Genomic DNA, 20,465 nt, shown 5'->3' with positions numbered 1-20,465 from the left:
CTAAGAGCGTAGCCCTATACTATATACAATATATAATACATAAGATAAAAACAAAAGAATTCCTTCCGCCCTCGTAATCTTGTGCTGTGTTTTAGAAAAAATCAATAAAATCGTTGTATATCCCATCATAAACAACACATCTACAAACAATTTTTCTTCTACCTGTATAGGAGTAACACAAGCAGAAGTCCCTAATACAAACAAAATATTAAAAATATTACTCCCAACTATATTTCCCACAGCAATATCACTATGCTTTTTTGCTGCTGCTGTAATACAAGTAATCATTTCAGGAAGGGATGTTCCTATTGCTGCAATAGTCAATCCAATCAAAGTTTCACTTATTCCAAAGTCAGTAGCAATCTGCGTGCTGCTTCTTACTACAAGCTCTCCTCCAATAATAATCCCTACAAGTCCACCTATTGTAAAAAGAAGGTTTTTTCCCGTACTTATATTCACAACATCTTCTTCCTCTTTTTTTTCCCTGCTATTCTTTGCCAATTCAAAAAGATAGTATATAAATATTGTAAAAAACGATAATAAGACCAAACCATCGGCTCTTGTTAACTGATTTTTATGGAACAACTGCAATTTAATATCCATTATTAAAATCAATAACAAAAAAGTTGATAATAAAGTAAAAGGAATTTCTTTTCTTATGGTTTCTCTTTCAACTCTCAAAGGATTTACAATAGCTGTAATCCCTACAACTACTGATATATTAAATAGATTACTTCCTATGGCATTTCCTAAAGCAATTCCATTACTTCCTTTCATGGCTGCACGAATACTTACAGCTGCTTCAGGAGAACTTGTTCCAAAGGCAACAAGAGTAAGTCCTATCAGAATTGGAGAAAGTTTGAGCATTTTAGCAATATTAGATGATCCTTCAACAAAATAATCTGCTCCCTTAATGAGCATGGCAAAACCTAAGATCAAAATCATATATGTCATATTTTTCCTCCTACTAGCGTACATTTTATATAGATTGCCTATCTTTATCTTTTGTTGTACAATTTTAATGTATTCATTTATATTGAAAATTTTAGCTTGATTGATTAAGGAGAGAATATAATGAAAAAAACCAAGCTTCACAATACACATAAAGGCTATTTGGCTGGTTTATTATCCGCCATTTTTTTTGGCTGTTCTGGTTTATTCGTAAAAAATGCACAAAGTAGCGGATTGGATTCTATCAGTATTTTAGTCCTTCAATATATTATTATGATTCCAACCCTATGGAGCATCTCTTTTTTTAAGTATAGAAATCAGATAAAAGTAGATAAAAAAGACCTTTTAAAACTCTTTTTGATAGGTATGTTTCTTCAAAGTTCTGTGAGTCGATGTTATTATGAATCCTTTAAGTATTTGGATATATCTATCGCTACTATTTTATTATTTACTTATCCTATCATTGTTACCATCCTTTCACCTATTTTGAGAAAATCAAAATTAAATAAAATTATCATATTATCCGTAGCCATTGCTTTTGTAGGATGTATTCTTATTTTAGATTTATTTCATACAGATGCCTCTTTTCCTATTAAGGGGATCTTATTAGGTCTTGGTGGTGCACTATTTCTTGCTCTTGCAAATATGTGTCTCGAAACCTTTGAAAGTAGAATACCACCCTTTGTTTTATTAAGCTATACTTCAACATCTATATTCTTAAATTTCTTGATTTTTAGTTTTCCATCCAATCTACTGCATCAAACCATCAGTAGTTCTCAATGGATGAATATCATTTTACTTGCTTTCATATGTCAAATTCCACCAACTACTTTGATGCTTACAGCTATTCAATATATTGGTGCTATCAAGACAGCTATTATTGGAAATGCTGAAATTCCTGCAGCAGCAATCCTTGGATACCTTTTTTATGGAGAAACACTTAATTTTTTACAAATCATAGGTATTTTCTTTGTCATCGGAGGAATTATGCTCATGCAAAATAGTGAATACGTTCAAGATAAATTATCACTATTTACGGTCAAACCTAGTCATCAAAAACATTAACCCAAAAAACTTTATTATTTCCTTGTAAATGAGTGTATATATATGATATATTGAGAAAAATATATTTAACGAAGGAGGATGACTGATGAAAGCAAAATTTTCCAAAATTCAAGATGTAAACAAATTTGTAGAGTTCGTTTCTTCATTAAAAGGAAAGGTTTATTTAAAATCTGGAGAGATTAAAGTAAACGCAAAATCTATCATCGGAGCAATGTATATTTTACAAGAACATCCTGATGATATCATTGTGGAAGTAGAAGATGTGGAGGAGCAAAAACTTGTTTTAAACTTCTTAATGCAAGGAACTCATTTAGGTGAGTAATACATATTTTTCTTAAATTATAAAAATCTCTTTAGCAAAAGCTAAGGAGATTTTTATAGTCTACATGTACTTATAAATCTTATCTTTTAAAAGATAAAAAAATTACTCCTATATTTTGAATAGATGGTATTTATTTTCTTTTTCTATATTTTCTCATTTTATGGTATGATATTAACATGAAAGGAAGTGATCGTAAATGTTTCGAACATTATACATAATTTTCTATTTTATAATAGATCAAATCTTTTTAATTCCTAAAGCCATGAAAATTGATAAACTAGAAAAACAAGGAAAAATAAAAGAAATGCATCAACTATTACATACCATTGCATATACCTGGGGTAGACGTATTGTCAATGCAAGTGGTTCAAAGGTACAACTATCTGGACTTGAAAAAATCCCAGAAGGACCTGTTGTATTTATCAGCAACCATCAAGGAAATTTTGACATTCCCATATTATTAGGTTTTATTGACAAGCCCAAAGCCTTTATTGCAAAAATAGAGCTTTCCAAAATCCCTGTATTCGGTAAATGGATTGCAAGACAAAGATGTATATTTATCGATAGAAATGATCCAAGACAATCTCTAAGAGCTATCAATAATGGTGTTAAAACCTTAAAGGAAGGTCATTCTATGATCATCTTTCCAGAAGGAACAAGAAGTAAAGGTCATAAAATGGCAGAATTCAAAAAAGGAAGCTTACGACTTGCAACAAAAGCAAAACTTCCCATTGTCCCTATCACCATTGACGGTTCTTACAAAATCATGGAAGCCAATGGAAAATTAAATATAAAACCAGCAAATGTGAAAGTAATTATTTCTAATCCTATTTATACAGATCATCTTACAAAGGAAGAAGAAAGTGGTTTAAGTGATCAAGTGTATGAGATTATTAAGAGTCATTTAGACTAATCAACACCAACTAGATGGTATCTATTTTTCACAAAAAAAATTTAGGCTAGGGTTTATCCCTAGCCTATTTCATTATGCTCCTTTTTCATTTTCTCTAATACCTTTACAATAAATCTAGGTAAAGGCACACCCAAAACCCCTAAGTTTTCCATAATCGATATACCTTCGTTAGCAATGTAAAAATAAATAGTCATCCCTCTAAAAACTGGATTGTCCCCACCTGCTGCTAAATCTATCTGATGGGCCAAAATAATCACAATAAAAATAGCCGCCTTCTTCAGCAGCCCCTTGTGTCCAATCTCACTGGATATCTCTTTATTTTTCATGCCTTTCATCAATCCTGTTACATAATCTGTTACCATTAATACTACTAAAATATTTATAATGTTGTTCCACTCTCCAATCAATGTACTCATTACAGTTCCTAAGGATGCAAGAATCATGTTTAGTGTTATTTTTAGGTTCATTGGCATCTTCCTTTTTGGTTATTATTTGTGGCATAGTTTTTTCCTATTGTGCAATATTTCCTAAAGTTGGTGTATCTCCCCAAAGTGCAAATATTGCACTTTTATATGGTTCTACAACTTCACTTTCTACTTGTTGTCTACCTTGTACAGTATTACTATATGCACATCTCCATGGTTGTCCAACTGAATATTCAATATTACCGTCTACGAATAACTGTTGTTTTCTAATACTTACACTGTCTTGTGTAAGCATATCTAAAAATATTTTTTCTTTCATATTATGCTCCTCCTAATTTGTAATATAGTCAGCTGATGCAAAAATAACTAAGTTTCCAATTTCTTGTACATCTATGTTTAAAAATCCTTCATTTTTACGAAATTCTATAACATTATTAGCACACAAGGCATTTAACTGCTTATCTGTTGGTATTGTTATATTTTTTACGGATGTTATATTAACAGATGGCATCCATGGATTTTTTGTAACGAATGGTAGTCCACTTATATATATTGTACCTGCTAAACTTTCGTTTTTTTGCAAGACTTCCAGATAAAATTCAATATGTACTTGATTCCCTATTTTATAATAATAGCCTTGTTGAGTTTTGTACGTGCTAGGTACGTTAGTTCCATATGCATTTAAAACTGGAGACCATATTCCTTCTTCAATTTTAAGCCCATGTACACCATTTAAATCCGTCACTATATCAGCCTTATGCGACACAATTTCAACTTCTACAGATTTTCTATTTTTCATAAAAACTACATCAGATTTTGTATGTGGATAATATATATTACCACTATGATCTTCTATTCTTATTTTATTTTCAGACATTTGTTACCCTCCTTACATTTTCTTGAAGAATAATTTTACATTCTTTGTACTACTTAGATATGTACCAAATCTAACATTATCCCCAGGGTCACCTTTAGGTCCTTGTGCACCAGTAGCTCCTCTTAATCCTGTATCTCCCTTAGGTCCTTGAATCCCTTGTATTCCTCGGTCTCCCTTATCACCTTTATCCCCCTTAGACCCTTGATTTCCTTTTGGTCCAGTGAGTTTTCCAGCATTTAATTTTTGTTGAAATGTTTCTCCATCTGAGAAAGTCACACAATCAGCAGATGTTAAGACATCTACTTCTTCCAACACTACTCCTGTGTTCTCATCTAATAATTGAACTCTTACCTTACTTTTTGACATAACTATTCCTCCCTAAATCATTTTTATTCCCATAGTTGGGCTTACCTTTATATTTTCAGCTACCTGAGTAGGCGCTTGATCCGTCACGAAAAAATAGAAACACCCTTCTTTTCTATCTTTTATAGGTACATTTGTTTCTGTAACTTTTATTTCTGATTTTTTAGCTATTTTAACTGAGTGAACTGCAATATTTTCTTTTAATTCATTAATTGCCCCCATATAAGTTTTATTGATTGTCTTCAGCTTTTCATTTTGTACAGTACCTTCAACTAAATCCTTTACAACATTATCAATCTTAACATGATCCTCCACAAAATCTGTTCTCTTGGGATATTCATTTCCTTCCCACTGGTTTAGCCCTAAATATTCTGTTTTATTTTTACTGGGCACTTATGACACCTCTTTTCTATTCATTACTTTTTCAATCAACACTAACAAAGGTCCAAAATCAGGATTTTCCTTGATGACATTTCTCCAATATTCTGGACTCGAAATAATATTGTTTTTTAGTCTTTCAATAGCTTCTAATCCTTTTTCTATTCTCCAATCCTTCATAAAACTTAATACTTCTTCATCTACTTGATCTAAATGAAATTCCTCTATAATCTGTTGCAGTTTTTTAGGATAATGAGGATCTGTTGCATATCCTGCTTTGTATACTTCATTGGTAGCTTTTAAATAATTTTTTGATTTGCAAACATTTTTATATCTACTTACTGTACCAATGAGTCTTTGATAATCTCTTATACTTTCTTCTAAATTATCATAAGCTCTAAATTCAGCTTGTACGGTTATCATCTTTTCTCCATTCCATTCCTTTGTAGGTAATGTAATATTTTTTCCTTTCCAATACTTTCCTGATTTAAAGCCAAAATAATTATTTGCACTCCCCATATGCTTCGTTCCAAAGCTACTTTCAAGACAAGCTTGTGCAATGCATAGAGATGGCAAAATACTATATTTTTCATAACCTTCTTTTGCAGTGGGTCTCAATTTATTAATAAACTCCTGTTTATTCATCCTTACACCCCCTTATAAATTTCAAATTCATTCCAACTAAGATTTAACTGATCCCACTCATTCCAAGTTTTATTATAATCATCAAATTCATTCCAAATAAGATAATTAAAAATATATGCTATTGCTAAATGAGCAGGCTTTATATCTTCTAAAGCCTGCTTTAAGTCCTCTATATTTGGAGGGATACCATACACACTAGTAAACTCAATATGGATTTTTCCATCAAAGCTTACCTTCACATCCCCATTTGTATATGCATGTGCGACGAGTTTGATTAAATTGCTATCTACCTTTCCAGTACCCCTCCATTTAGATTTGATAGTACTTCTTCGTTCCTCATAAGATCTATTCAGGTCTATTGTGATCCCTAATTCTTTTTCATAAAGCTCTAGTGCCCATGTAGCCGTATCAATGGATAGTTGTTTCTCTAAATCCTTTATCATTAATGATTTTCTATCAAGCTCTTGTCCTTGTACACCTATAAGTTCTTGAAAAACCTTGCTCTTTTGTTCAAAGATAGGTAAATACTTTAACATTCTTTCTTTAATCAATATTCACCCCTCCTAACACAGCTACTTGTTCATTTCCTATGGAAATATTTTTATGCTGTCCATTGATGCTTAACTCAGAAAAATCAATCATCCCTATAGAGTCTAATATAATACTTGTGATTTTATTGTAGCTTACCTTATTTTCTTTAAATGCAATTTCTTTTAAATACGCACTAATATTTTTCTTTACATCTTCTTTAATAGCAGCATCTGTCACAGCAGAGTCTTTTTCTGTAATCTTAAAAGATATATCTAAAAGTACAGGAGTAGCACTTACAACAGTACAAAAGGCACCTATAGGCGCTTTTCCTTCTCCTAAGCCTCTTCCTTCCGGATCAATATATTGTTGAACTTTTTTTGCTAAATCTACATTAGGTTTTTTCTCCGTATCTATAATGATCACTTTAACTGTATTAGGTTGATCATTAGGAAGAGAAATAACCTTTACATCTCCTACACCTGTAACTTCCTTTGCCCAGTTTCGATAATGATACTTATTTCCTGATGTGGAAGGGGTTTGTATCCTTTCATAATATCTTTGCAAAAGTTCTTGATCACTTTCTGCTTCATAACCATTTTTAAACTCTTTTTGATTCGTTACATTTTTAAGTCCTATAAGGGTAGTGGGAAAAGATTTGATTGCTCCTATTGGTACATTTCCTATAGTTCCATATTCTTCACACTCTACTAAAACATCTATTTGCCCCTCATCAATAGTTTTATTTTCCTTTATGATAAAGTTTACGGTATCACTTGCAACTAAATCATTTTCTTTTACCTGTGCTCCTATATTTCCTATAATGGTTACATATCCGCTAGCTTTTGTTGCAACCTTTCTTTTAATCCCTGTTCTCTCATAAACTCTTTGTTCTAACTCTAAACCTTTTAAGTTTTTCATCATCAGTTTTCCTTCTACCACATTTATTTCTTTGCCTATGCTTTCTAATTCAATAGCAGTAGGTTTCAATACGTCATAAAAAAAAGAGCCTTCAGATTTATCATAAGTCTCTGATATGCTCCTGAGCATTCTATTTTGTATGGTTTCTTTATTTTCTAGCATGAGTTTCACCTCCTTGTAAAAGTGCATAAAAATAACACCTAATTGATATGTTCTATAGCAGGTGTCTTGAATGTATTCAATCATGTTATTAATTGATCATATTGTTTTTGTGTATTGTATTTATAGATTAAAAAATCATTAATTTTTACTATGTACAACTATTTCATCATACTGATCCCGTGTAATCCATCCTAAACTTAATATTTTATCTAGTTGTTCTTTTGTCATCCAATTGTTAGGATAACGTTCTTTTGCAATTTTGTACCAATCATGCATTTTCTGTTCCCCCTTTTAATAAATCTATTTCAATCTCTAAATCAGTAATCTGCTGTGCTAATACTTCTGTTTCACTCTGTTGTTTTGGAACATTAATTGGGTCTTTCTTTATTACTTTCAAGCCTATCCCTCCCTTATCTCAATAACATTAATCTCCACATCATCAAGGGTAGCAATCCCTTCTGGTACTTTAAACCATGCAAGTCTATCAATCATGTTCTCTGGTACTTTATCAAACTGTGATTCAGTATTTCCAATTTCTTTTGATAGAATGGTGATTCCATCCGTACATAACCATACTTGATATTCATATCCTGCTGTTATTTCGATTTCTACTCCTTCTAGTGGGGTTTTTACTCCCTCTATGTCCTCTACATAGTTAGAGAAGAGTTCTTGTCCTCCTGCTGTGTAATGTGTTCCTTTTACTTTCAGTTTCATTCCCTCTGTTGTTACTTTGAAGTCATGTAGAGTTGTGTCAAGACTTCCGATTACTTCATGTACTTTTATCATGTTATCCCTCCTTTATTTTCCTATTGCTATCCAATCTATATCCATTATTTGTGCTATGTATGAACATACATATATAGTAAAACCTGTTCTTGTAACTTGAGCTACTGTAGCACTTAAATAACCACCATTGTTAGTGGAAACAGCTATACTTGTGGTAATGGTTGGAATTTCAGAAAAACTTTTATTGAAAATTACATCAATTGCTTTACCTAGATTGGCTTTTTCAATCGTTACTTGTGCAGTTCCTTTCTGAATTTTCTCTCCATTTCCTTTAATCAAAGTATCCTCAATCTCTTTATTAATCCCTGCAATATCCCCTTCAACTTCTCCTACTTCTTCTACTAGCTTTTTGTGGGATTCTCTCATGTTTTCTTCATATTTGACTTGAGCGTTTGCAAGTTGGTTGTTATATTCTTCATCTAACATTTCATAAAGTACATAATACTCAGCTTGTTCATCATGCTTTTCTATATGTCTACCATATCTTTCATTTCCATATGCCTTATTGGTATGTTTGACCCAATTGGAAGTATCATCACTTGTTTCACCATTTTTTACTTTGAATACTGCTAAGAATGTTTTAACTTTATATTCTAAATGAGGTGAATCATCTGGATAGGATACATGATGATATGGGTTTATACAAACATAATCACTAACCGTTACAGAATTAAGTACTAGCCTAGCTTTTTCATAAGCCAAACCACTTCCAACTTCAACAGTATTCATTCCTTCAACAGCGGTTAGTCCTTCTTTGCCAAATGGAATATCAAGTTCGATTTCTTCCTCATATGATTCTGCTAATGCATAGAATAGTTCATATCCGTTCCATTCAGGATAGGATTGAGTAGGGCAAGTTTTAGTCCAATTATTACTTTCTCTTTTGATAATTCTCACCCATGCTTTATGCAATCCATCTGTTCTATTATATGGTTGTGAACTTCCTACCTCTGCATCATACATCTTCCATCCCATTATATATGCCTTAATTTCATCAGTCGTAGGTGTATATGAATCTCCCCATCCTGTGTCGGTATTGGAAACAGCAATAACAAGAGTTTTATCGTCATGTTCTGAACTATAAGTATCAATTTCATAAACAGAATCAAAAATTTTTAATATCTTACCATTATATTTTTTAAATACCCCATTAAGACTAGATTCAAGTATGTTTTTAGATTTAATAAATGATAATACATTTATGCGTTTATATCCTTCTTCATTTGACCTTACTTCATAATCAAAGGTATTATCTAATTTTATTCTCCCAACTCTTCTATCCACAATCCCCTTCGTTCCTTTAATACCTTTCCACACATCCTTATAAGAGGTGTTAGGAATCTTGGCTAAGTAAGTCGGTAAAATTGCTAATGCTTCTTTGTAAGGGTTGTAGGGTAGTAGGGTTGTGCCTTTGTTGATTTGAAAAATTCTACCCCCTGTAACAAGAGAATCGGTATTTATATTAAATACCATGTATTTTGCATCTATAGGCGTTGTAAATTTATGCTTATTCAAAATAGTCCAATTTTCATCACATACTAAATTTCCTGTAGAATCCTCATATCTTATGTTTGTCCCTAATCCTCCGTATGTTCCGTAATTTTTTATATAATAATCTGTATTAGCTTTTACAAGTACTCTAAATGCATTTTGATTAGCATTTTCGACTAAACTTCCATCAGAACCTACATAAAAATACCCAAAAGAATTATCTTTATCAAACAAATTCTCCCCACACAACTTCACATAAGGGTGTTCAAGGGGTTGTGCTGATTCCACATAAGGTACATCTATGTTTGTGTAATCCCCTTTTAAAAACATAGCTGTTTTCATATTTTCTTTTTCATTTGAAAAAATGAAATATGATGCACCTTGAGGGGCTATAATAAGTACTTTTTTATAAGCACCACCCCAGTATCCCCCATCTGCTATTACTTTCTTATCTGAATCTAAAAACAATCCTCTTAACCATTCAGAAGAAAACTGAAAAATAATTGTATATTTTTCCCCTGCGATAACAGGTATTATATCACTAGCTGATTGTGTTAAATCTGGAGCATAAATTGTAGTGCTACCTTGTTCTGCTTGATTTCTTGCATACATATCATTAATAGCTACTTTATTACAATAATAATTCACAACCATTCTACCTTCCATACTCACATCAACGTTCCCTGCCACATTCGTTTCAAAATGTTCAATAATCGAAGGATAATTTAGTGTCTTTACTGTTCTTTCTAGTTTATTAATTACTTCATTGTTTAATTTCGTAATTTCAGTCTGTTGCATCATAGCTTTTTCTTCTATCTGTGTTATCCTATCTCTATCATCTTCTATTCCTTGATCAACCTTATCCCAATTATCATTCAACATGGTTTTTATATCAAAATATTCATTGCCATCTGTTTCAGGATTCTTTTTACATAGTTTTAAGTTTTTTGTTTCAGTTGCCAATTGATCCACCTCCTAAAATAATTGGTACAAATGGTGAAAAGTCTGTTAATCTTCTTTTTTGTATTTCATTAATAGTTAGCTTTTGTACTTGATTGATGATTAGATACTTAAATTCATACTCTACAATTAAGTGTGCTGGTTTTATTTCTTCTATGGCATTTTTTAAATCTTCAAGGTTTGGGGGAGCTCCTAGTGTATCAATAAATTTGATAATGAATTTATTATTTACAATACATTCCTCATTTTCGATAACTTCTATCTTTCCTTTTTCATAGCTTTGAGCAACATTTTCTAAAAGCTTTACGGTGACTGTTCCTATTCCTCTAAGCTTTGATTTAATGACACTTCTTCGAGATCGTGTATCTTTTTCATTGCTGATAGGAATTCCTAAGTCCTTTTCCCATCTTTCAAGGTTTTTATCTGCTGTGTCTATAAAGAATTGATTGATATTTTCTTGTATCCTTTGAATCAATTGTTCCAATTCTTTTTCCTCAGCAATCATGATATTTTTCATGACCTTGCTTTTTCTATAATAACCTGGAAGGTGTGGCATTAACTTTTGTTCCATACAACACCATCCTCTTTCCTTAGTACTGCTACCTGTTTTTCTCCAATCTCATCAATTCCTTTTTGTAAATCTATCAGCTCATTACCTACATATACTTCAAGATTGGTATAATCCAATACACCTTCTGCTTGAAGAATAGCACTACCTATCTGAGCATAGCTTATATACCCTTCAAGATAAGCTGTAGCTTTTAAATATTTTCTGATGTTTTCTTCTATATTTGTAATCACTTGTTCTTGTTTACAATTTGATTTGTTGATTTTTAAATTTACTTTTACATAAATTTCTACTTCTTGAGCTGATTGTACCTTTACAATAGCGCCTATGGGTCTTCTTTCATTAATATGCTCTTCTACTTCATTGATAAGACTTTCATCTGCTGCTTTCATCCCCTCAGCAATAATCACAACCTCCACAAGACCATTTCCTTTGGTTACGAAACATGATCCATCCTGCTCTACTACTCTTTGAGCTGGAAACACTCTTGCATCCTCTACTCTAGAAACTTCCTTTGCCCAGTTTCTATAGTGATGCTTATTTCCTGATGTAGCAGGCGTACGAACCTTATCAAAATACCTTTGTCTTAGAGCTTCGTCACTTTCTCCATCATATCCATTGGTGATGGGTTCTGGATTGGTTACACTGCTAAAGCCATTCATAGAGGTTGGAAACTTTTTTATCTTCTCTGCTCCTATATTTCCAATGCTTCCTAGCTGTTCACATTCTACTAATACCTTTACCTGTCCCCTTTCTCCGATAGTGACATCCTCTTTCACAATAAAATCTACAATATCACTAGATACCTTCATCCCTACTTTTACTTCTGCTCCTTTCTCTCCATTGATGAGTACAGTAGTAGTTGCTTTTGTAGGTGCTTTTCTTTTTAATCCTTGCTCTGCTACTTTTTTGTCTAAAGAAATACCTGTAGCGGTTTCTACAAATCCTTGATCTAGTATTTTTTCTTGTCGGTCATAAGCTTTTACCAATTCAAGGGCAATTGGCTTTAGTGCATCATAAAAAAAACTCCCTTCTGATTTTTCATAAGTATCCTCAATTCCTGATAACATACGATTCATGAGTTTGTCTATCATTATAAGTTCACCTCCTGGCTCAAGGAATCTCCATCTACTAAATCTACTTGAAATGAGACAATTAGCTTTGGATTATTTTTTTTAATTTGCCATTGGGAAATAGATTCAATCATTGGATGCTTTGTTAAGCTTTCTGTGATTTCTCTTCTTAGCTCTGCTTCTACAAAAGCTTTTGGAAAATTGTTTCCGATGATTAAATCTTCTATGGTTACACCATATTCGTTTTGATCTTTTCTTTCATAGATTTTGTATCTATATTTTTCTGTTCTTAAAATCTTTTTAATCCATATCTTTATAGCAGCTTTTTCTGTTACTTCAACGACTCTTCCATCTTTTACGTCAAAATCTCCTTTTTTGAAATCAAATAAAAAAGATTTACCTATTTTGGGTAAACCTGAATCATTTTCTTTTGACTTTATTTGTAATTGTGTTACTTGCGGAAACATTATAATCTCACCGCCTTATCTATTAGGAAATAGGTTTGTTCGTCAGTAGATGGAATCAGTATGACTACATCTCCTTTTTTAAGGGTATCTGTATATTTCATAGTCCCTGTACTCGTAGTTTGTGCACCAACCCTTCCACCATCTACTTCGTATGTTGTAGATGATGAACCTTTCTTTAAGGTAATGGAACCACCTTCTCCTTTTGTTTGTATATTTCCTGTTACTTCTATTTCTCTTTGATAATCCTTCAATACATGTGCTGCTATGATTAAATGTTCTTTTGTTAGGATAATCTTATCTCCAAGGACTACTTGAATATTTGGAGGAGGGCTGAGTACAATTCCCGTTTGCGGTCCTAGATAAGGTTGATTGTCTCTTTCTTTAAATAGTTTAGCTAATTCACTAATACCATCCATTATATCACTCCTAATCCTAGCTGCATTTTGTGAATCCCGTTTTTTACTGTGTGATTTACATCATTGATGAGGTATTTTCCAATCATTCCTGTTATAGGCTCTTTGATTTTCATGGTTCTTCCTGCACGTACCTGATCATCTCCCATGATTTCAACACTGTTTTCTTCAAATACTTTTCCAAGGTCTTTCAATATTTTATCTGCAAGGTTTCTTGCCTTTGCTTTATCATTTTTGTCTATGCTTGTAACCTCTTGAAGTAAGCCATATTGTTGGATTAATTCTTCTTTTCTTTTGTCTTCGATTACATGATTATTAAATACTACTTGAACACTATTTTTCATCTCTTCAATAGAGCGTTTTCTACTAGGACTTGAAAGAGCGTTTGTTATATCATAGGGCTGTATATTTGAAGCAAGTTGAAAGGTTCCTTTGATCATTAGATCCTCTTGCTTTTCTATATATAATTTCCCCTGTCTCATTTCCATTCTATATTTCATTCCCGTGGCTTTCTTTGCAATATCTAAAATATCCTTAATGATTTCACTAACAGCTTGCTCCCTATAGATCTTGTTGATGACTGTGGGAATAGATACAATATTTCCAATGGGTACATTAAAATCATTAAGAATAGTTTCTATGGCTTTTTTTCCTGTAACTTTGTTAAACTGATAAACTGCCTTACTTTTATTGAGGTAAAATGCATAATCAAAACAGCTATATTCAATTCTGCCTCTTCCATTTCTTTGCTCGGATACTACAATGGCTCGAAGAATTTCATCTTGATTGTTAAGAATAATCAAACTTCCTAAATCTACTGGATTCATGGGAAAATATCGATCATCATTAAAAGCAATATCAAAGGTTAGTTGCTGTCCTAACTCATTGATATTGCTTCTCCAACTGATACTTCCTACTAAAGGTGTAATGTCTATTTGTAGGTTATCTTTAATATTAAGTAGCTGATGCATACTACACCTCCTTTTGTTCTAGTTGTATAAATTTAAATTCACTCAAGGTAAGGGTATAGTAAATATCCCCTGTACCATCCTGCTGACCATATTCAAAGTTTTCTATGCTACAAGCCATATTTCCCAAATGATCAGGCATATCACTAATGATCATTCGAATAGGCACTCTTCTATTTTTCCATTCTTCAATCATATTTACATAGTCCCATGCTTTGTATTGTCCTTTACACTCCCCATCTCTTAAAAAGGAATAATCATGGTTTGGGAAAAATGATTGTAGGGTAATGCTTCTTAAATTTTTCATGCCTATGAGCTTGATTTCTCCCTGACTTATGGTATCAACGGTTTCATTTTTCATACCTGATTGTATTTTGAATTCCTTTGGTAGGACAGGAAGTGTAAAAAATTGTTCTCTATTGTTTACTGAAAGTAAAACGTCCATGAATGCACCTCCTTTATGCGTATGTAGGTTGGTTGGACATGGCTTCTTTTAGTTTTGGGAGTAACTCGTTCATGATTTCTGTAGTAGATTTATTTACGCCACTAATATGAATATCGTATTTGTTTTGATTTTTTATAGAGTTGTCTACTTTAGGACCGATTATTTTCGTCCCATCTAAATTAGCTTGACTAGACTTCATTGAATGATTAGGCTTGGGTATGCTTACATTACTTCTATTGTATAAGTTCATAATATTTGTTCCCGATACTTGCGTAAACCCTTTAACATTACTTTTTGAGGTCATAGTTGGTACTTTACTTTTAGATTTTACCCCAATATTGGATCTCCTTCCTGCCATATTTGGAGTCTTCTTTCCTCTATTCTTTATAGTAGCTGTTTCTTTATTGAATTGATCTGGTGAAAATACATTTTTGACTGTATTAATTGCTTTATTTTTTATGTCCTTAGTTTTTGTATCCAACTTTTTCTTTAACCAATCTGGTGCTGTTTCATAAAAAACACTTCCTGCAAAGTTCGCAGCGGAACCTACTGTTGATAACACCGTTCCAACACCTGGGATGACTTGTGTAGCATCAAGAGCCATATCCGTAGTTGCTAGTGCTTTTAAAAACTCACTTCCATTGGGATCAGCTATTGTTTTTAAATTTTCTGCATGTCCCAATACAGGTATAAATGATTTTTTAAATACCTTTGTTAACATCTTCGACCCTTTAAATAATTTAGGAAATTTCGTAGAAACTTTAGATATTACTTTAGTATATTTCCCATGTGTTGCCTTCTTTATTTTCTTATAAAGTTTGGTGACTTTAGGAAATTTACTTGGAAGCTTCCCCTTTAGTGTATTGTATTTTCCATGTACCATTTCCTTTGCTATTTTGCCAAGTGTTTTAGCTTGTTTGCTATAATCTTTGTTTCTAAGTTTTCCAATATACTTTACTGATTTTCTAACTACTTTTTTGCTTAATTTTCCTGCCTCATTTTTTAATTTTGTATATTTTCCTAAAGTCATTTCTTTTGTAATCTTAGCTATAATTTTAGCTTGCTTTTTCAAATCTTTTTTTGTAATTTTGCCAATTCCTTTGACAAGTTTATATGACATATTGCCTAGTTGTTTTTTATATCGACTAGCAACTTTAATAAGTGTTCGATTTTTCAAACTATCGATTCTTTCCTTTATTATAGAATTCATATCTTCGTTTTCTACTATTTTTCTCATATGTCCAAACATATTATAATCTTTTCTTATATTAAACTTCTTCTTAATTTTTTTTTCTATCTTATTCATTTGAGGATCAATATATTTTTTTGATAGTTTTTCTAATGGTTTAGTAATTTGTTTCGTCATATTGGACTTAGCTTTTTTTAGATCTTTTATGATCTTAATATTAGAAATTTGTTTACTGATTTGATCCGTAATATTAGATTTTAATTTTTCTGTAATACCATCTGTTATTTCTTCATAAAAACTTTTATTTCTCATCCACTCACCACCTTCTCTTAAAAAATAAAATCATAAAAAGCACCCACCAAGGGTACTTCCTATGATTCATACTGATTTTTCATCATTTTGTCTAATTCTTCCATTTCCTTCTCATAAAAAGCCATGAGGAGAATCATCTCTCCCCTTGGCATGTTGTAGAGCACAGATGGTCTGATGCCTTTTGTTTTCCAGTAGTAGTAAAGCATCTGTGTAAAACCATCTGTGTTGATTAGTTTTTTATTTCTTCTACTGCTCCACCATCAAACCCGCTTAGTTCTCCAATGATGTTGTATAGTGTTAAGATTTCTCCAGGAAGAAGAAACTTTGTCACTAAATCCTTTGGTGTATAAACATGGAATTTATCCATGAGTTCCTTGCTTTTTAAGCTTGGACTTTTTACGCCTTCTATGACAGTCATCCTTTGAAGCTCTCCTATGTTGATGTTTTCTTGTTGTTCATCCATAGCTAACTCTTGGATTTCTTCCATTTTCTCAGGGGTTAGTGCTTCTACTCGAAAGATTACTTTATCTCCTATTACCTCTGATAATCTTTTCATTTCAACTGCTTTACTTGGTTTTCTTAGTTTGCTTTCATCTAGCTGTAGTAATAAGTCTAATGTATTCATAGGGTTCCTCCTTATTCTGGATTGATCACATCTGTAAAGTCATAGCCTGTAAATGTAAATGGACATTCTACCTTGCCTAGTGCTTTTGCTTCAAAATTCATTAATGTTAAATCATCAAAGCTCACTCCTGTTAATGCAACTCTTTCTGATTGAGCATCTACTGTATCTGGATCAGCAAGCTTGGATACGATTGTAAATCTAATATCTTTTCCTTTTTTGATCATATCTCCTAGCTTGATTGCCATTCTTGAGTTTACTTTGTGCATCTTTAATGTTCCTTTTCCTTCCCATCCTGTAACCTTTGTATCTTTAGCAAGGACTCCGCACATATTTACATCTTCTTTTTTTAATGTAACTTTTGCTTCGAGTCCAGTTAATTCACTTATTTTATTTCCATCTAACCAAATTTCTCCCCATATTCCGTTGATCACTCTATTTCCAGGTATTTTGTTTGCCATATTTATCTCCTCCTACATGAATATTTCCATTGTTAAGTCTTCCATAGCATCTAAGAACTTCACATTTGCTTTGATAAAGACTTCACTGCCTGTATTATATTCCTTGATTTCTTGTTCTTTTAATTCTTCTACAGCTACACCTTTTTTCATCAGGTATATTCTTTGGGTCTCCATATCGATCTTTGCCTTATTTTCATAAGCATTATCTAATACATCTATTCTTTCTAATTCCTCAAAATATGCATTAATTGCTGCTAAGAATAATACTTTGTTATCATATGAGTTGATAATTTTTCCAACATAAGCTCCATCAAAGGTATCATGAATATCATCTCTCATTAAATCTACTGCATCTACAATCTTGATCTTTTTGAATTCTTCTCCCTTTGTAGCAGTTGCTGTCGTAAGAGAGTTTACCCCTCTACCAATCTTGATTTTTACTCCATCGTTGATTAAAATCAATTTTCCATTATCAATATCACTATCAGGATTTTCTGATTCTGTGATACTTTCTACCTCATTGAGTGCATAGTAAGTAGAACTTCTTGTAAATGGTAATCCTGCAAGAATTCCTGCGATTCTACACGTATATTGACTTGCACTATAAGTAATAGATGTATGCTCATCAACCATTACCTTGATGCCCTCTGTAGCAAAATTGATAATTCCTTCATGATCTGCTTCTATGTTTGGTAATACTGCCTTAAATGTCTTTTTATTGTTGTCTCTTTGCTCTTTGATCCATGAAACAATATTTTGTACATCCTTTTGTTCAATAGCTGGAATGGCAAGATAGTTCCACTTTTTGCTTTTTAATCTCTTAAGAGCTACTGAATACTCTTCATCTGCATTAATTCTTTCAACAATGATTTTGCTAGGTTTTCCCATAAATGTTTTTTCAATATATCCCTTGTTCTCAGAGGTCCAATCCTCTGCCTTTAACTCATCGATTGACTTATATATCATTGTGTCAAAATTCTTTGTAGCATCCTTTAAAATCAATGCTACAATCCCTCTAGCACTTCTCTTGATAGCTGTTGTTCCTTTTGTTTTAAATTCTATAGAAATTTTTGGTAATCCCATTATAGTTCCTCCTTCATACTTAGTTGTTGCATCTTTTCATAATTTTGATAATCGTATAGTTTTGTTTCATCAATAGTATCCATAAATTGTATTTGGAAAGAAAAGTCTAATACCTTGTCTACCATACTGACTTTACTTTCTTGGATGGTAAATTTTCTATCCTTTACAATCAATAATGGCTGGAAAATTTCCTGCAATCTTTCTAACGTTTCTAGATTTTCTCCCATGGTTTCACTCTTTGAAAAATATTGGATATCTATTTTCACAAGCTTATTTTGATGGTATTTATCCTCCATGGTCGTTGAAATCGGTAAAACTTGTATGAAAAATGCAGGTCGATCAAATCCTTGAACCTGCATACTTTCAATCAATTGGTATGTAGGAAATTTTTCCTTCACCTTTTCTATAACAGATTTCTGAATTTCAATGAATGTCATCCTCATCTCTCCTTTGACATCCGTCTTTGCTGCATTTTTCTTTGAATGAGGCTTTCTGATAAATGATGAATCTCTAAAAGATCCATCAAATATTCCTCATCCAAACATAATCTTTCTTGAGCTTTTTTCAGCTCTTTTTCTATTTTTTCTATCTTTTTCTTGTAAGTATTTCTCTCTTCTATTACCTTATTGAGCCGGCTTCGTGGAATAAAATTTTGATCACTTACTATCAGTTTTTTATTTCCTATTTTTTCTTTTAGTTGGTCATATAACTTTTGACCTAATATTTCTTTTAGTTGTCTCATCGTATCCTCTCCTCGTTCCATTACGTTTTTAACGTGCAACGCCACGAATGGATCGGCTTCGAACCCTTGCTAGCATGTTTTCTTATTTTAAAGTATAATATAGAACTTTTAATGATATCGGTTTAGTTTCGGCACTTTTTCGGCATATTTACTTCTACAAACTTTAAAAAGGCACTATCTTTCAACAATTTGATTATTTTTCTAATGGCTTTGTTTTTTATTTCTCTACATTGTCTTTCTTCTAGGTTAATTTCAAAAGTAATATACCGCCAAATCTTCTTTTCAATATATTTCATTTCTATGATTTGTTTTTCTATGTCTGTTAAGCTTTCCATTGCATTATAGATTCTTTTTAAAAATCTCTCTATATGTCTTTTTTCGAATTCAAGTAAATCAATTTTATGCTGAATTTCAAAATCCTTTAATGCTTGAATCTCTGTCTTTGAAAAAAAATCATCTGTCTTGATGAAATTTTCATAATCTATTCCTTTTAAGCTTAGATATTGCATATCTTTTAAATCTGCAATTTGCAATTCTATTTCTTTTGTTTTGGCTTCATATTGCTTTAGATTCTTTAATATGTTTTCAATACTTTTCACATTTAAACTTTTTTCCTGTTTATTGTTCATGTTTTGCTCTAATGTTTGTGCATACATTCCTCATCACCACCATAAATTTTTAAGTATATAAAAAATCCAAAGATAAATTAAACAGCATGATTCTTACTTTATTCAATTTCATGAAAATCTTTTGTTAGTATAGAGTATACGCTATAATTTTTCATAAAATTGGCATCCTTTCGGCACTTTTCCGGAGATTTTACGATTTGTACAAAGTGTACATAGAAAATTATACCATATTTATCGAACACGTGTTCTATTTTTAAAAAATTTTTTATACAACAAAAAAGACAACTCTCTTATTTCTTAATAGAGTTGCCTTTTTCATTCTATATTTACCTGCGAATCATTCATATTTTGGTGGACTCACCCCTTTTATCTAAATTTTTCTATCTCTTCTTATCTTTAAACTTCTAGTTTAGATCATCTCCTCTCTTTTGTTATTTTATATATACCCATACTATTTTTAGTAAAACATTTTTAAAGAATAAAATTTGAAATCTTTTGAAATATTTAAATTAAAGTTTGAAAAACATACCCTATCTTTGTAAAATTGAAATATATATAATACAAAAGGAGCTGTAACTATGAACTTAATTATATTAGGATTAGCTCTACCAGGTGTTCTTTATTTTATCGTTCGTGCAGCTGTTAAAGAAGGAGTATCTCAAGCACTCCTTGAATATGATAAATATAAAAATGAAAAATAACTAGG

General features: G+C 31.9%; 30 protein-coding genes. 4 read left to right on the top strand and 26 right to left on the bottom strand.

Going from position 1 to position 20,465, the window contains the following annotated elements; translation table 11 throughout:
• Window positions 1-954 (bottom strand): calcium/sodium antiporter, encoded by a 954-nt coding sequence (locus K7H06_RS19245; RefSeq protein ID WP_223037615.1) that lies wholly within the window; start codon window positions 952-954, stop codon window positions 1-3.
• 120 nt (window positions 955-1,074) lie between these two features.
• Between K7H06_RS19245 and K7H06_RS19240 the strand changes: the two genes are divergently transcribed.
• The 3 genes from K7H06_RS19240 to K7H06_RS19230 all read left to right on the top strand — a co-directional run bounded on the left by K7H06_RS19240 (window position 1,075) and on the right by K7H06_RS19230 (window position 3,251).
• Window positions 1,075-2,016, top strand: a complete 942-nt coding sequence (locus tag K7H06_RS19240; protein ID WP_223037614.1) for a DMT family transporter — start codon at window positions 1,075-1,077, stop codon at window positions 2,014-2,016.
• 85 nt (window positions 2,017-2,101) lie between these two features.
• Window positions 2,102-2,338, top strand: a complete 237-nt coding sequence (locus K7H06_RS19235; RefSeq protein WP_223037613.1) for an HPr family phosphocarrier protein — start codon at window positions 2,102-2,104, stop codon at window positions 2,336-2,338.
• Window positions 2,339-2,534: 196 nt separating this feature from the next.
• Window positions 2,535-3,251, top strand: coding sequence for a lysophospholipid acyltransferase family protein (locus K7H06_RS19230; RefSeq protein ID WP_223037612.1), 717 nt, complete (start codon window positions 2,535-2,537; stop codon window positions 3,249-3,251).
• A gap of 59 nt (window positions 3,252-3,310) precedes the next feature.
• On the opposite strand, the gene K7H06_RS19225 is transcribed toward K7H06_RS19230, so the two are convergent.
• The 25 genes from K7H06_RS19225 to K7H06_RS19110 all read right to left on the bottom strand — a co-directional run bounded on the left by K7H06_RS19225 (window position 3,311) and on the right by K7H06_RS19110 (window position 19,786).
• Entirely contained in the window at window positions 3,311-3,718 is a 408-nt protein-coding gene (locus K7H06_RS19225; RefSeq protein WP_223037611.1) for a phage holin family protein, read from the bottom strand.
• Window positions 3,719-3,761: 43 nt separating this feature from the next.
• A complete protein-coding gene (locus K7H06_RS19220; protein ID WP_223037610.1) occupies window positions 3,762-3,995 on the bottom strand; it encodes a hypothetical protein in 234 nt (77 codons plus the stop codon).
• 12 nt (window positions 3,996-4,007) lie between these two features.
• Window positions 4,008-4,553 (bottom strand): hypothetical protein, encoded by a 546-nt coding sequence (locus K7H06_RS19215; RefSeq protein WP_223037609.1) that lies wholly within the window; start codon window positions 4,551-4,553, stop codon window positions 4,008-4,010.
• A gap of 12 nt (window positions 4,554-4,565) precedes the next feature.
• Window positions 4,566-4,919 (bottom strand): collagen-like triple helix repeat-containing protein, encoded by a 354-nt coding sequence (locus K7H06_RS19210; protein ID WP_223037608.1) that lies wholly within the window; start codon window positions 4,917-4,919, stop codon window positions 4,566-4,568.
• A gap of 12 nt (window positions 4,920-4,931) precedes the next feature.
• On the bottom strand, window positions 4,932-5,309 hold the full coding sequence (locus tag K7H06_RS19205) for a hypothetical protein (RefSeq protein ID WP_223037607.1): 378 nt from the start codon (window positions 5,307-5,309) through the stop codon (window positions 4,932-4,934).
• The gene (locus K7H06_RS19200) at window positions 5,310-5,939 is read right to left on the bottom strand and encodes a glycoside hydrolase family 73 protein (RefSeq protein WP_223037606.1); all 630 of its coding nucleotides are present in this window, start codon (window positions 5,937-5,939) and stop codon (window positions 5,310-5,312) included.
• A gap of 2 nt (window positions 5,940-5,941) precedes the next feature.
• On the bottom strand, window positions 5,942-6,490 hold the full coding sequence (locus K7H06_RS19195; protein ID WP_223037605.1) for a putative phage tail protein: 549 nt from the start codon (window positions 6,488-6,490) through the stop codon (window positions 5,942-5,944).
• A complete protein-coding gene (locus K7H06_RS19190) occupies window positions 6,483-7,550 on the bottom strand; it encodes a baseplate J/gp47 family protein (RefSeq protein ID WP_223037604.1) in 1,068 nt (355 codons plus the stop codon). Before K7H06_RS19190 ends, K7H06_RS19195 begins: the two co-directional genes overlap by 8 nt.
• A 138-nt stretch (window positions 7,551-7,688) precedes the next feature.
• Entirely contained in the window at window positions 7,689-7,826 is a 138-nt protein-coding gene (locus K7H06_RS19185; protein WP_223037603.1) for an XkdX family protein, read from the bottom strand.
• Complete coding sequence (locus K7H06_RS21460; protein ID WP_281426021.1) at window positions 7,819-7,947, bottom strand: hypothetical protein; 129 nt, start codon at window positions 7,945-7,947, stop codon at window positions 7,819-7,821. The genes K7H06_RS19185 and K7H06_RS21460 overlap by 8 nt, the downstream gene beginning before the upstream one ends.
• 2 nt (window positions 7,948-7,949) lie before the next feature.
• Window positions 7,950-8,336 carry a hypothetical protein gene (locus K7H06_RS19180; protein ID WP_223037602.1) on the bottom strand — a complete coding sequence of 129 codons (387 nt, stop codon included), beginning with the start codon at window positions 8,334-8,336 and terminating at the stop codon, window positions 7,950-7,952.
• Window positions 8,337-8,348: 12 nt separating this feature from the next.
• Complete coding sequence (locus K7H06_RS19175) at window positions 8,349-10,790, bottom strand: H-type lectin domain-containing protein (RefSeq protein WP_223037601.1); 2,442 nt, start codon at window positions 10,788-10,790, stop codon at window positions 8,349-8,351.
• Window positions 10,780-11,358 (bottom strand): putative phage tail protein, encoded by a 579-nt coding sequence (locus K7H06_RS19170; protein WP_223037600.1) that lies wholly within the window; start codon window positions 11,356-11,358, stop codon window positions 10,780-10,782. Before K7H06_RS19170 ends, K7H06_RS19175 begins: the two co-directional genes overlap by 11 nt.
• Window positions 11,343-12,449: a baseplate J/gp47 family protein gene (locus tag K7H06_RS19165; protein WP_223037599.1), complete on the bottom strand. Its 1,107-nt coding sequence runs from the start codon at window positions 12,447-12,449 to the stop codon at window positions 11,343-11,345. The genes K7H06_RS19170 and K7H06_RS19165 overlap by 16 nt, the downstream gene beginning before the upstream one ends.
• Complete coding sequence (locus K7H06_RS19160) at window positions 12,449-12,895, bottom strand: DUF2634 domain-containing protein (RefSeq protein WP_223037598.1); 447 nt, start codon at window positions 12,893-12,895, stop codon at window positions 12,449-12,451. The genes K7H06_RS19165 and K7H06_RS19160 overlap by 1 nt, the downstream gene beginning before the upstream one ends.
• Window positions 12,895-13,311 (bottom strand): DUF2577 domain-containing protein, encoded by a 417-nt coding sequence (locus tag K7H06_RS19155; RefSeq protein WP_223037597.1) that lies wholly within the window; start codon window positions 13,309-13,311, stop codon window positions 12,895-12,897. Before K7H06_RS19155 ends, K7H06_RS19160 begins: the two co-directional genes overlap by 1 nt.
• Window positions 13,311-14,279: an XkdQ/YqbQ family protein gene (locus tag K7H06_RS19150; protein WP_223037596.1), complete on the bottom strand. Its 969-nt coding sequence runs from the start codon at window positions 14,277-14,279 to the stop codon at window positions 13,311-13,313. The genes K7H06_RS19155 and K7H06_RS19150 overlap by 1 nt, the downstream gene beginning before the upstream one ends.
• Window position 14,280: 1 nt before the next feature.
• A complete protein-coding gene (locus K7H06_RS19145; protein ID WP_223037595.1) occupies window positions 14,281-14,721 on the bottom strand; it encodes a hypothetical protein in 441 nt (146 codons plus the stop codon).
• A 13-nt stretch (window positions 14,722-14,734) separates the two neighbouring features.
• A complete protein-coding gene (locus K7H06_RS19140) occupies window positions 14,735-16,222 on the bottom strand; it encodes a hypothetical protein (protein ID WP_223037594.1) in 1,488 nt (495 codons plus the stop codon).
• Window positions 16,223-16,451: 229 nt separating this feature from the next.
• Complete coding sequence (locus K7H06_RS19135) at window positions 16,452-16,847, bottom strand: phage tail assembly chaperone (protein WP_223037593.1); 396 nt, start codon at window positions 16,845-16,847, stop codon at window positions 16,452-16,454.
• 11 nt (window positions 16,848-16,858) lie between these two features.
• Entirely contained in the window at window positions 16,859-17,305 is a 447-nt protein-coding gene (locus K7H06_RS19130) for a phage tail tube protein (protein WP_223037592.1), read from the bottom strand.
• A gap of 12 nt (window positions 17,306-17,317) precedes the next feature.
• Entirely contained in the window at window positions 17,318-18,388 is a 1,071-nt protein-coding gene (locus K7H06_RS19125) for a phage tail sheath C-terminal domain-containing protein (protein WP_223037591.1), read from the bottom strand.
• Complete coding sequence (locus K7H06_RS19120; protein WP_223037590.1) at window positions 18,388-18,825, bottom strand: phage tail terminator family protein; 438 nt, start codon at window positions 18,823-18,825, stop codon at window positions 18,388-18,390. The genes K7H06_RS19125 and K7H06_RS19120 overlap by 1 nt, the downstream gene beginning before the upstream one ends.
• 2 nt (window positions 18,826-18,827) lie before the next feature.
• Window positions 18,828-19,130 (bottom strand): hypothetical protein, encoded by a 303-nt coding sequence (locus K7H06_RS19115; RefSeq protein ID WP_223037589.1) that lies wholly within the window; start codon window positions 19,128-19,130, stop codon window positions 18,828-18,830.
• Window positions 19,131-19,252: 122 nt separating this feature from the next.
• Window positions 19,253-19,786: a hypothetical protein gene (locus K7H06_RS19110; RefSeq protein ID WP_223037588.1), complete on the bottom strand. Its 534-nt coding sequence runs from the start codon at window positions 19,784-19,786 to the stop codon at window positions 19,253-19,255.
• A gap of 551 nt (window positions 19,787-20,337) precedes the next feature.
• Between K7H06_RS19110 and K7H06_RS21455 the strand changes: the two genes are divergently transcribed.
• Window positions 20,338-20,460 carry a hypothetical protein gene (locus K7H06_RS21455; protein ID WP_281426020.1) on the top strand — a complete coding sequence of 41 codons (123 nt, stop codon included), beginning with the start codon at window positions 20,338-20,340 and terminating at the stop codon, window positions 20,458-20,460.
• Window positions 20,461-20,465: the final 5 nt, after the last annotated feature.

It is taken from the genome of Crassaminicella profunda, from assembly GCF_019884785.1.
In the GTDB taxonomy this organism is placed as follows: Bacteria; Bacillota; Clostridia; order Peptostreptococcales; family Thermotaleaceae; genus Crassaminicella; species Crassaminicella profunda.
This window is presented reverse-complemented; position numbering and strand designations above follow the sequence as displayed.

Excerpts from the sequence above, each read along its gene's own strand:
- K7H06_RS19245 (WP_223037615.1), bottom strand. The coding sequence starts at position 954 with ATGACATATATGATTTTGATCTTAGGTTTTGCCATGCTCATTAAGGGA.
- K7H06_RS19240 (WP_223037614.1), top strand. The coding sequence starts at position 1,075 with ATGAAAAAAACCAAGCTTCACAATACACATAAAGGCTATTTGGCTGGT.
- K7H06_RS19235 (WP_223037613.1), top strand. The coding sequence starts at position 2,102 with ATGAAAGCAAAATTTTCCAAAATTCAAGATGTAAACAAATTTGTAGAG.
- K7H06_RS19230 (WP_223037612.1), top strand. The coding sequence starts at position 2,535 with ATGTTTCGAACATTATACATAATTTTCTATTTTATAATAGATCAAATC.
- K7H06_RS19225 (WP_223037611.1), bottom strand. The coding sequence starts at position 3,718 with ATGAACCTAAAAATAACACTAAACATGATTCTTGCATCCTTAGGAACT.
- K7H06_RS19220 (WP_223037610.1), bottom strand. The coding sequence starts at position 3,995 with ATGAAAGAAAAAATATTTTTAGATATGCTTACACAAGACAGTGTAAGT.
- K7H06_RS19215 (WP_223037609.1), bottom strand. The coding sequence starts at position 4,553 with ATGTCTGAAAATAAAATAAGAATAGAAGATCATAGTGGTAATATATAT.
- K7H06_RS19210 (WP_223037608.1), bottom strand. The coding sequence starts at position 4,919 with ATGTCAAAAAGTAAGGTAAGAGTTCAATTATTAGATGAGAACACAGGA.
- K7H06_RS19200 (WP_223037606.1), bottom strand. The coding sequence starts at position 5,939 with ATGAATAAACAGGAGTTTATTAATAAATTGAGACCCACTGCAAAAGAA.
- K7H06_RS19190 (WP_223037604.1), bottom strand. The coding sequence starts at position 7,550 with ATGCTAGAAAATAAAGAAACCATACAAAATAGAATGCTCAGGAGCATA.
- K7H06_RS19185 (WP_223037603.1), bottom strand. The coding sequence starts at position 7,826 with ATGCATGATTGGTACAAAATTGCAAAAGAACGTTATCCTAACAATTGG.
- K7H06_RS19180 (WP_223037602.1), bottom strand. The coding sequence starts at position 8,336 with ATGATAAAAGTACATGAAGTAATCGGAAGTCTTGACACAACTCTACAT.
- K7H06_RS19170 (WP_223037600.1), bottom strand. The coding sequence starts at position 11,358 with ATGGAACAAAAGTTAATGCCACACCTTCCAGGTTATTATAGAAAAAGC.
- K7H06_RS19165 (WP_223037599.1), bottom strand. The coding sequence starts at position 12,449 with ATGATAGACAAACTCATGAATCGTATGTTATCAGGAATTGAGGATACT.
- K7H06_RS19160 (WP_223037598.1), bottom strand. The coding sequence starts at position 12,895 with ATGTTTCCGCAAGTAACACAATTACAAATAAAGTCAAAAGAAAATGAT.
- K7H06_RS19155 (WP_223037597.1), bottom strand. The coding sequence starts at position 13,311 with ATGGATGGTATTAGTGAATTAGCTAAACTATTTAAAGAAAGAGACAAT.
- K7H06_RS19150 (WP_223037596.1), bottom strand. The coding sequence starts at position 14,279 with ATGCATCAGCTACTTAATATTAAAGATAACCTACAAATAGACATTACA.
- K7H06_RS19145 (WP_223037595.1), bottom strand. The coding sequence starts at position 14,721 with ATGGACGTTTTACTTTCAGTAAACAATAGAGAACAATTTTTTACACTT.
- K7H06_RS19140 (WP_223037594.1), bottom strand. The coding sequence starts at position 16,222 with ATGAGAAATAAAAGTTTTTATGAAGAAATAACAGATGGTATTACAGAA.
- K7H06_RS19135 (WP_223037593.1), bottom strand. The coding sequence starts at position 16,847 with ATGAATACATTAGACTTATTACTACAGCTAGATGAAAGCAAACTAAGA.
- K7H06_RS19130 (WP_223037592.1), bottom strand. The coding sequence starts at position 17,305 with ATGGCAAACAAAATACCTGGAAATAGAGTGATCAACGGAATATGGGGA.
- K7H06_RS19125 (WP_223037591.1), bottom strand. The coding sequence starts at position 18,388 with ATGGGATTACCAAAAATTTCTATAGAATTTAAAACAAAAGGAACAACA.
- K7H06_RS19120 (WP_223037590.1), bottom strand. The coding sequence starts at position 18,825 with ATGACATTCATTGAAATTCAGAAATCTGTTATAGAAAAGGTGAAGGAA.
- K7H06_RS19115 (WP_223037589.1), bottom strand. The coding sequence starts at position 19,130 with ATGAGACAACTAAAAGAAATATTAGGTCAAAAGTTATATGACCAACTA.
- K7H06_RS19110 (WP_223037588.1), bottom strand. The coding sequence starts at position 19,786 with ATGTATGCACAAACATTAGAGCAAAACATGAACAATAAACAGGAAAAA.
- K7H06_RS21455 (WP_281426020.1), top strand. The coding sequence starts at position 20,338 with ATGAACTTAATTATATTAGGATTAGCTCTACCAGGTGTTCTTTATTTT.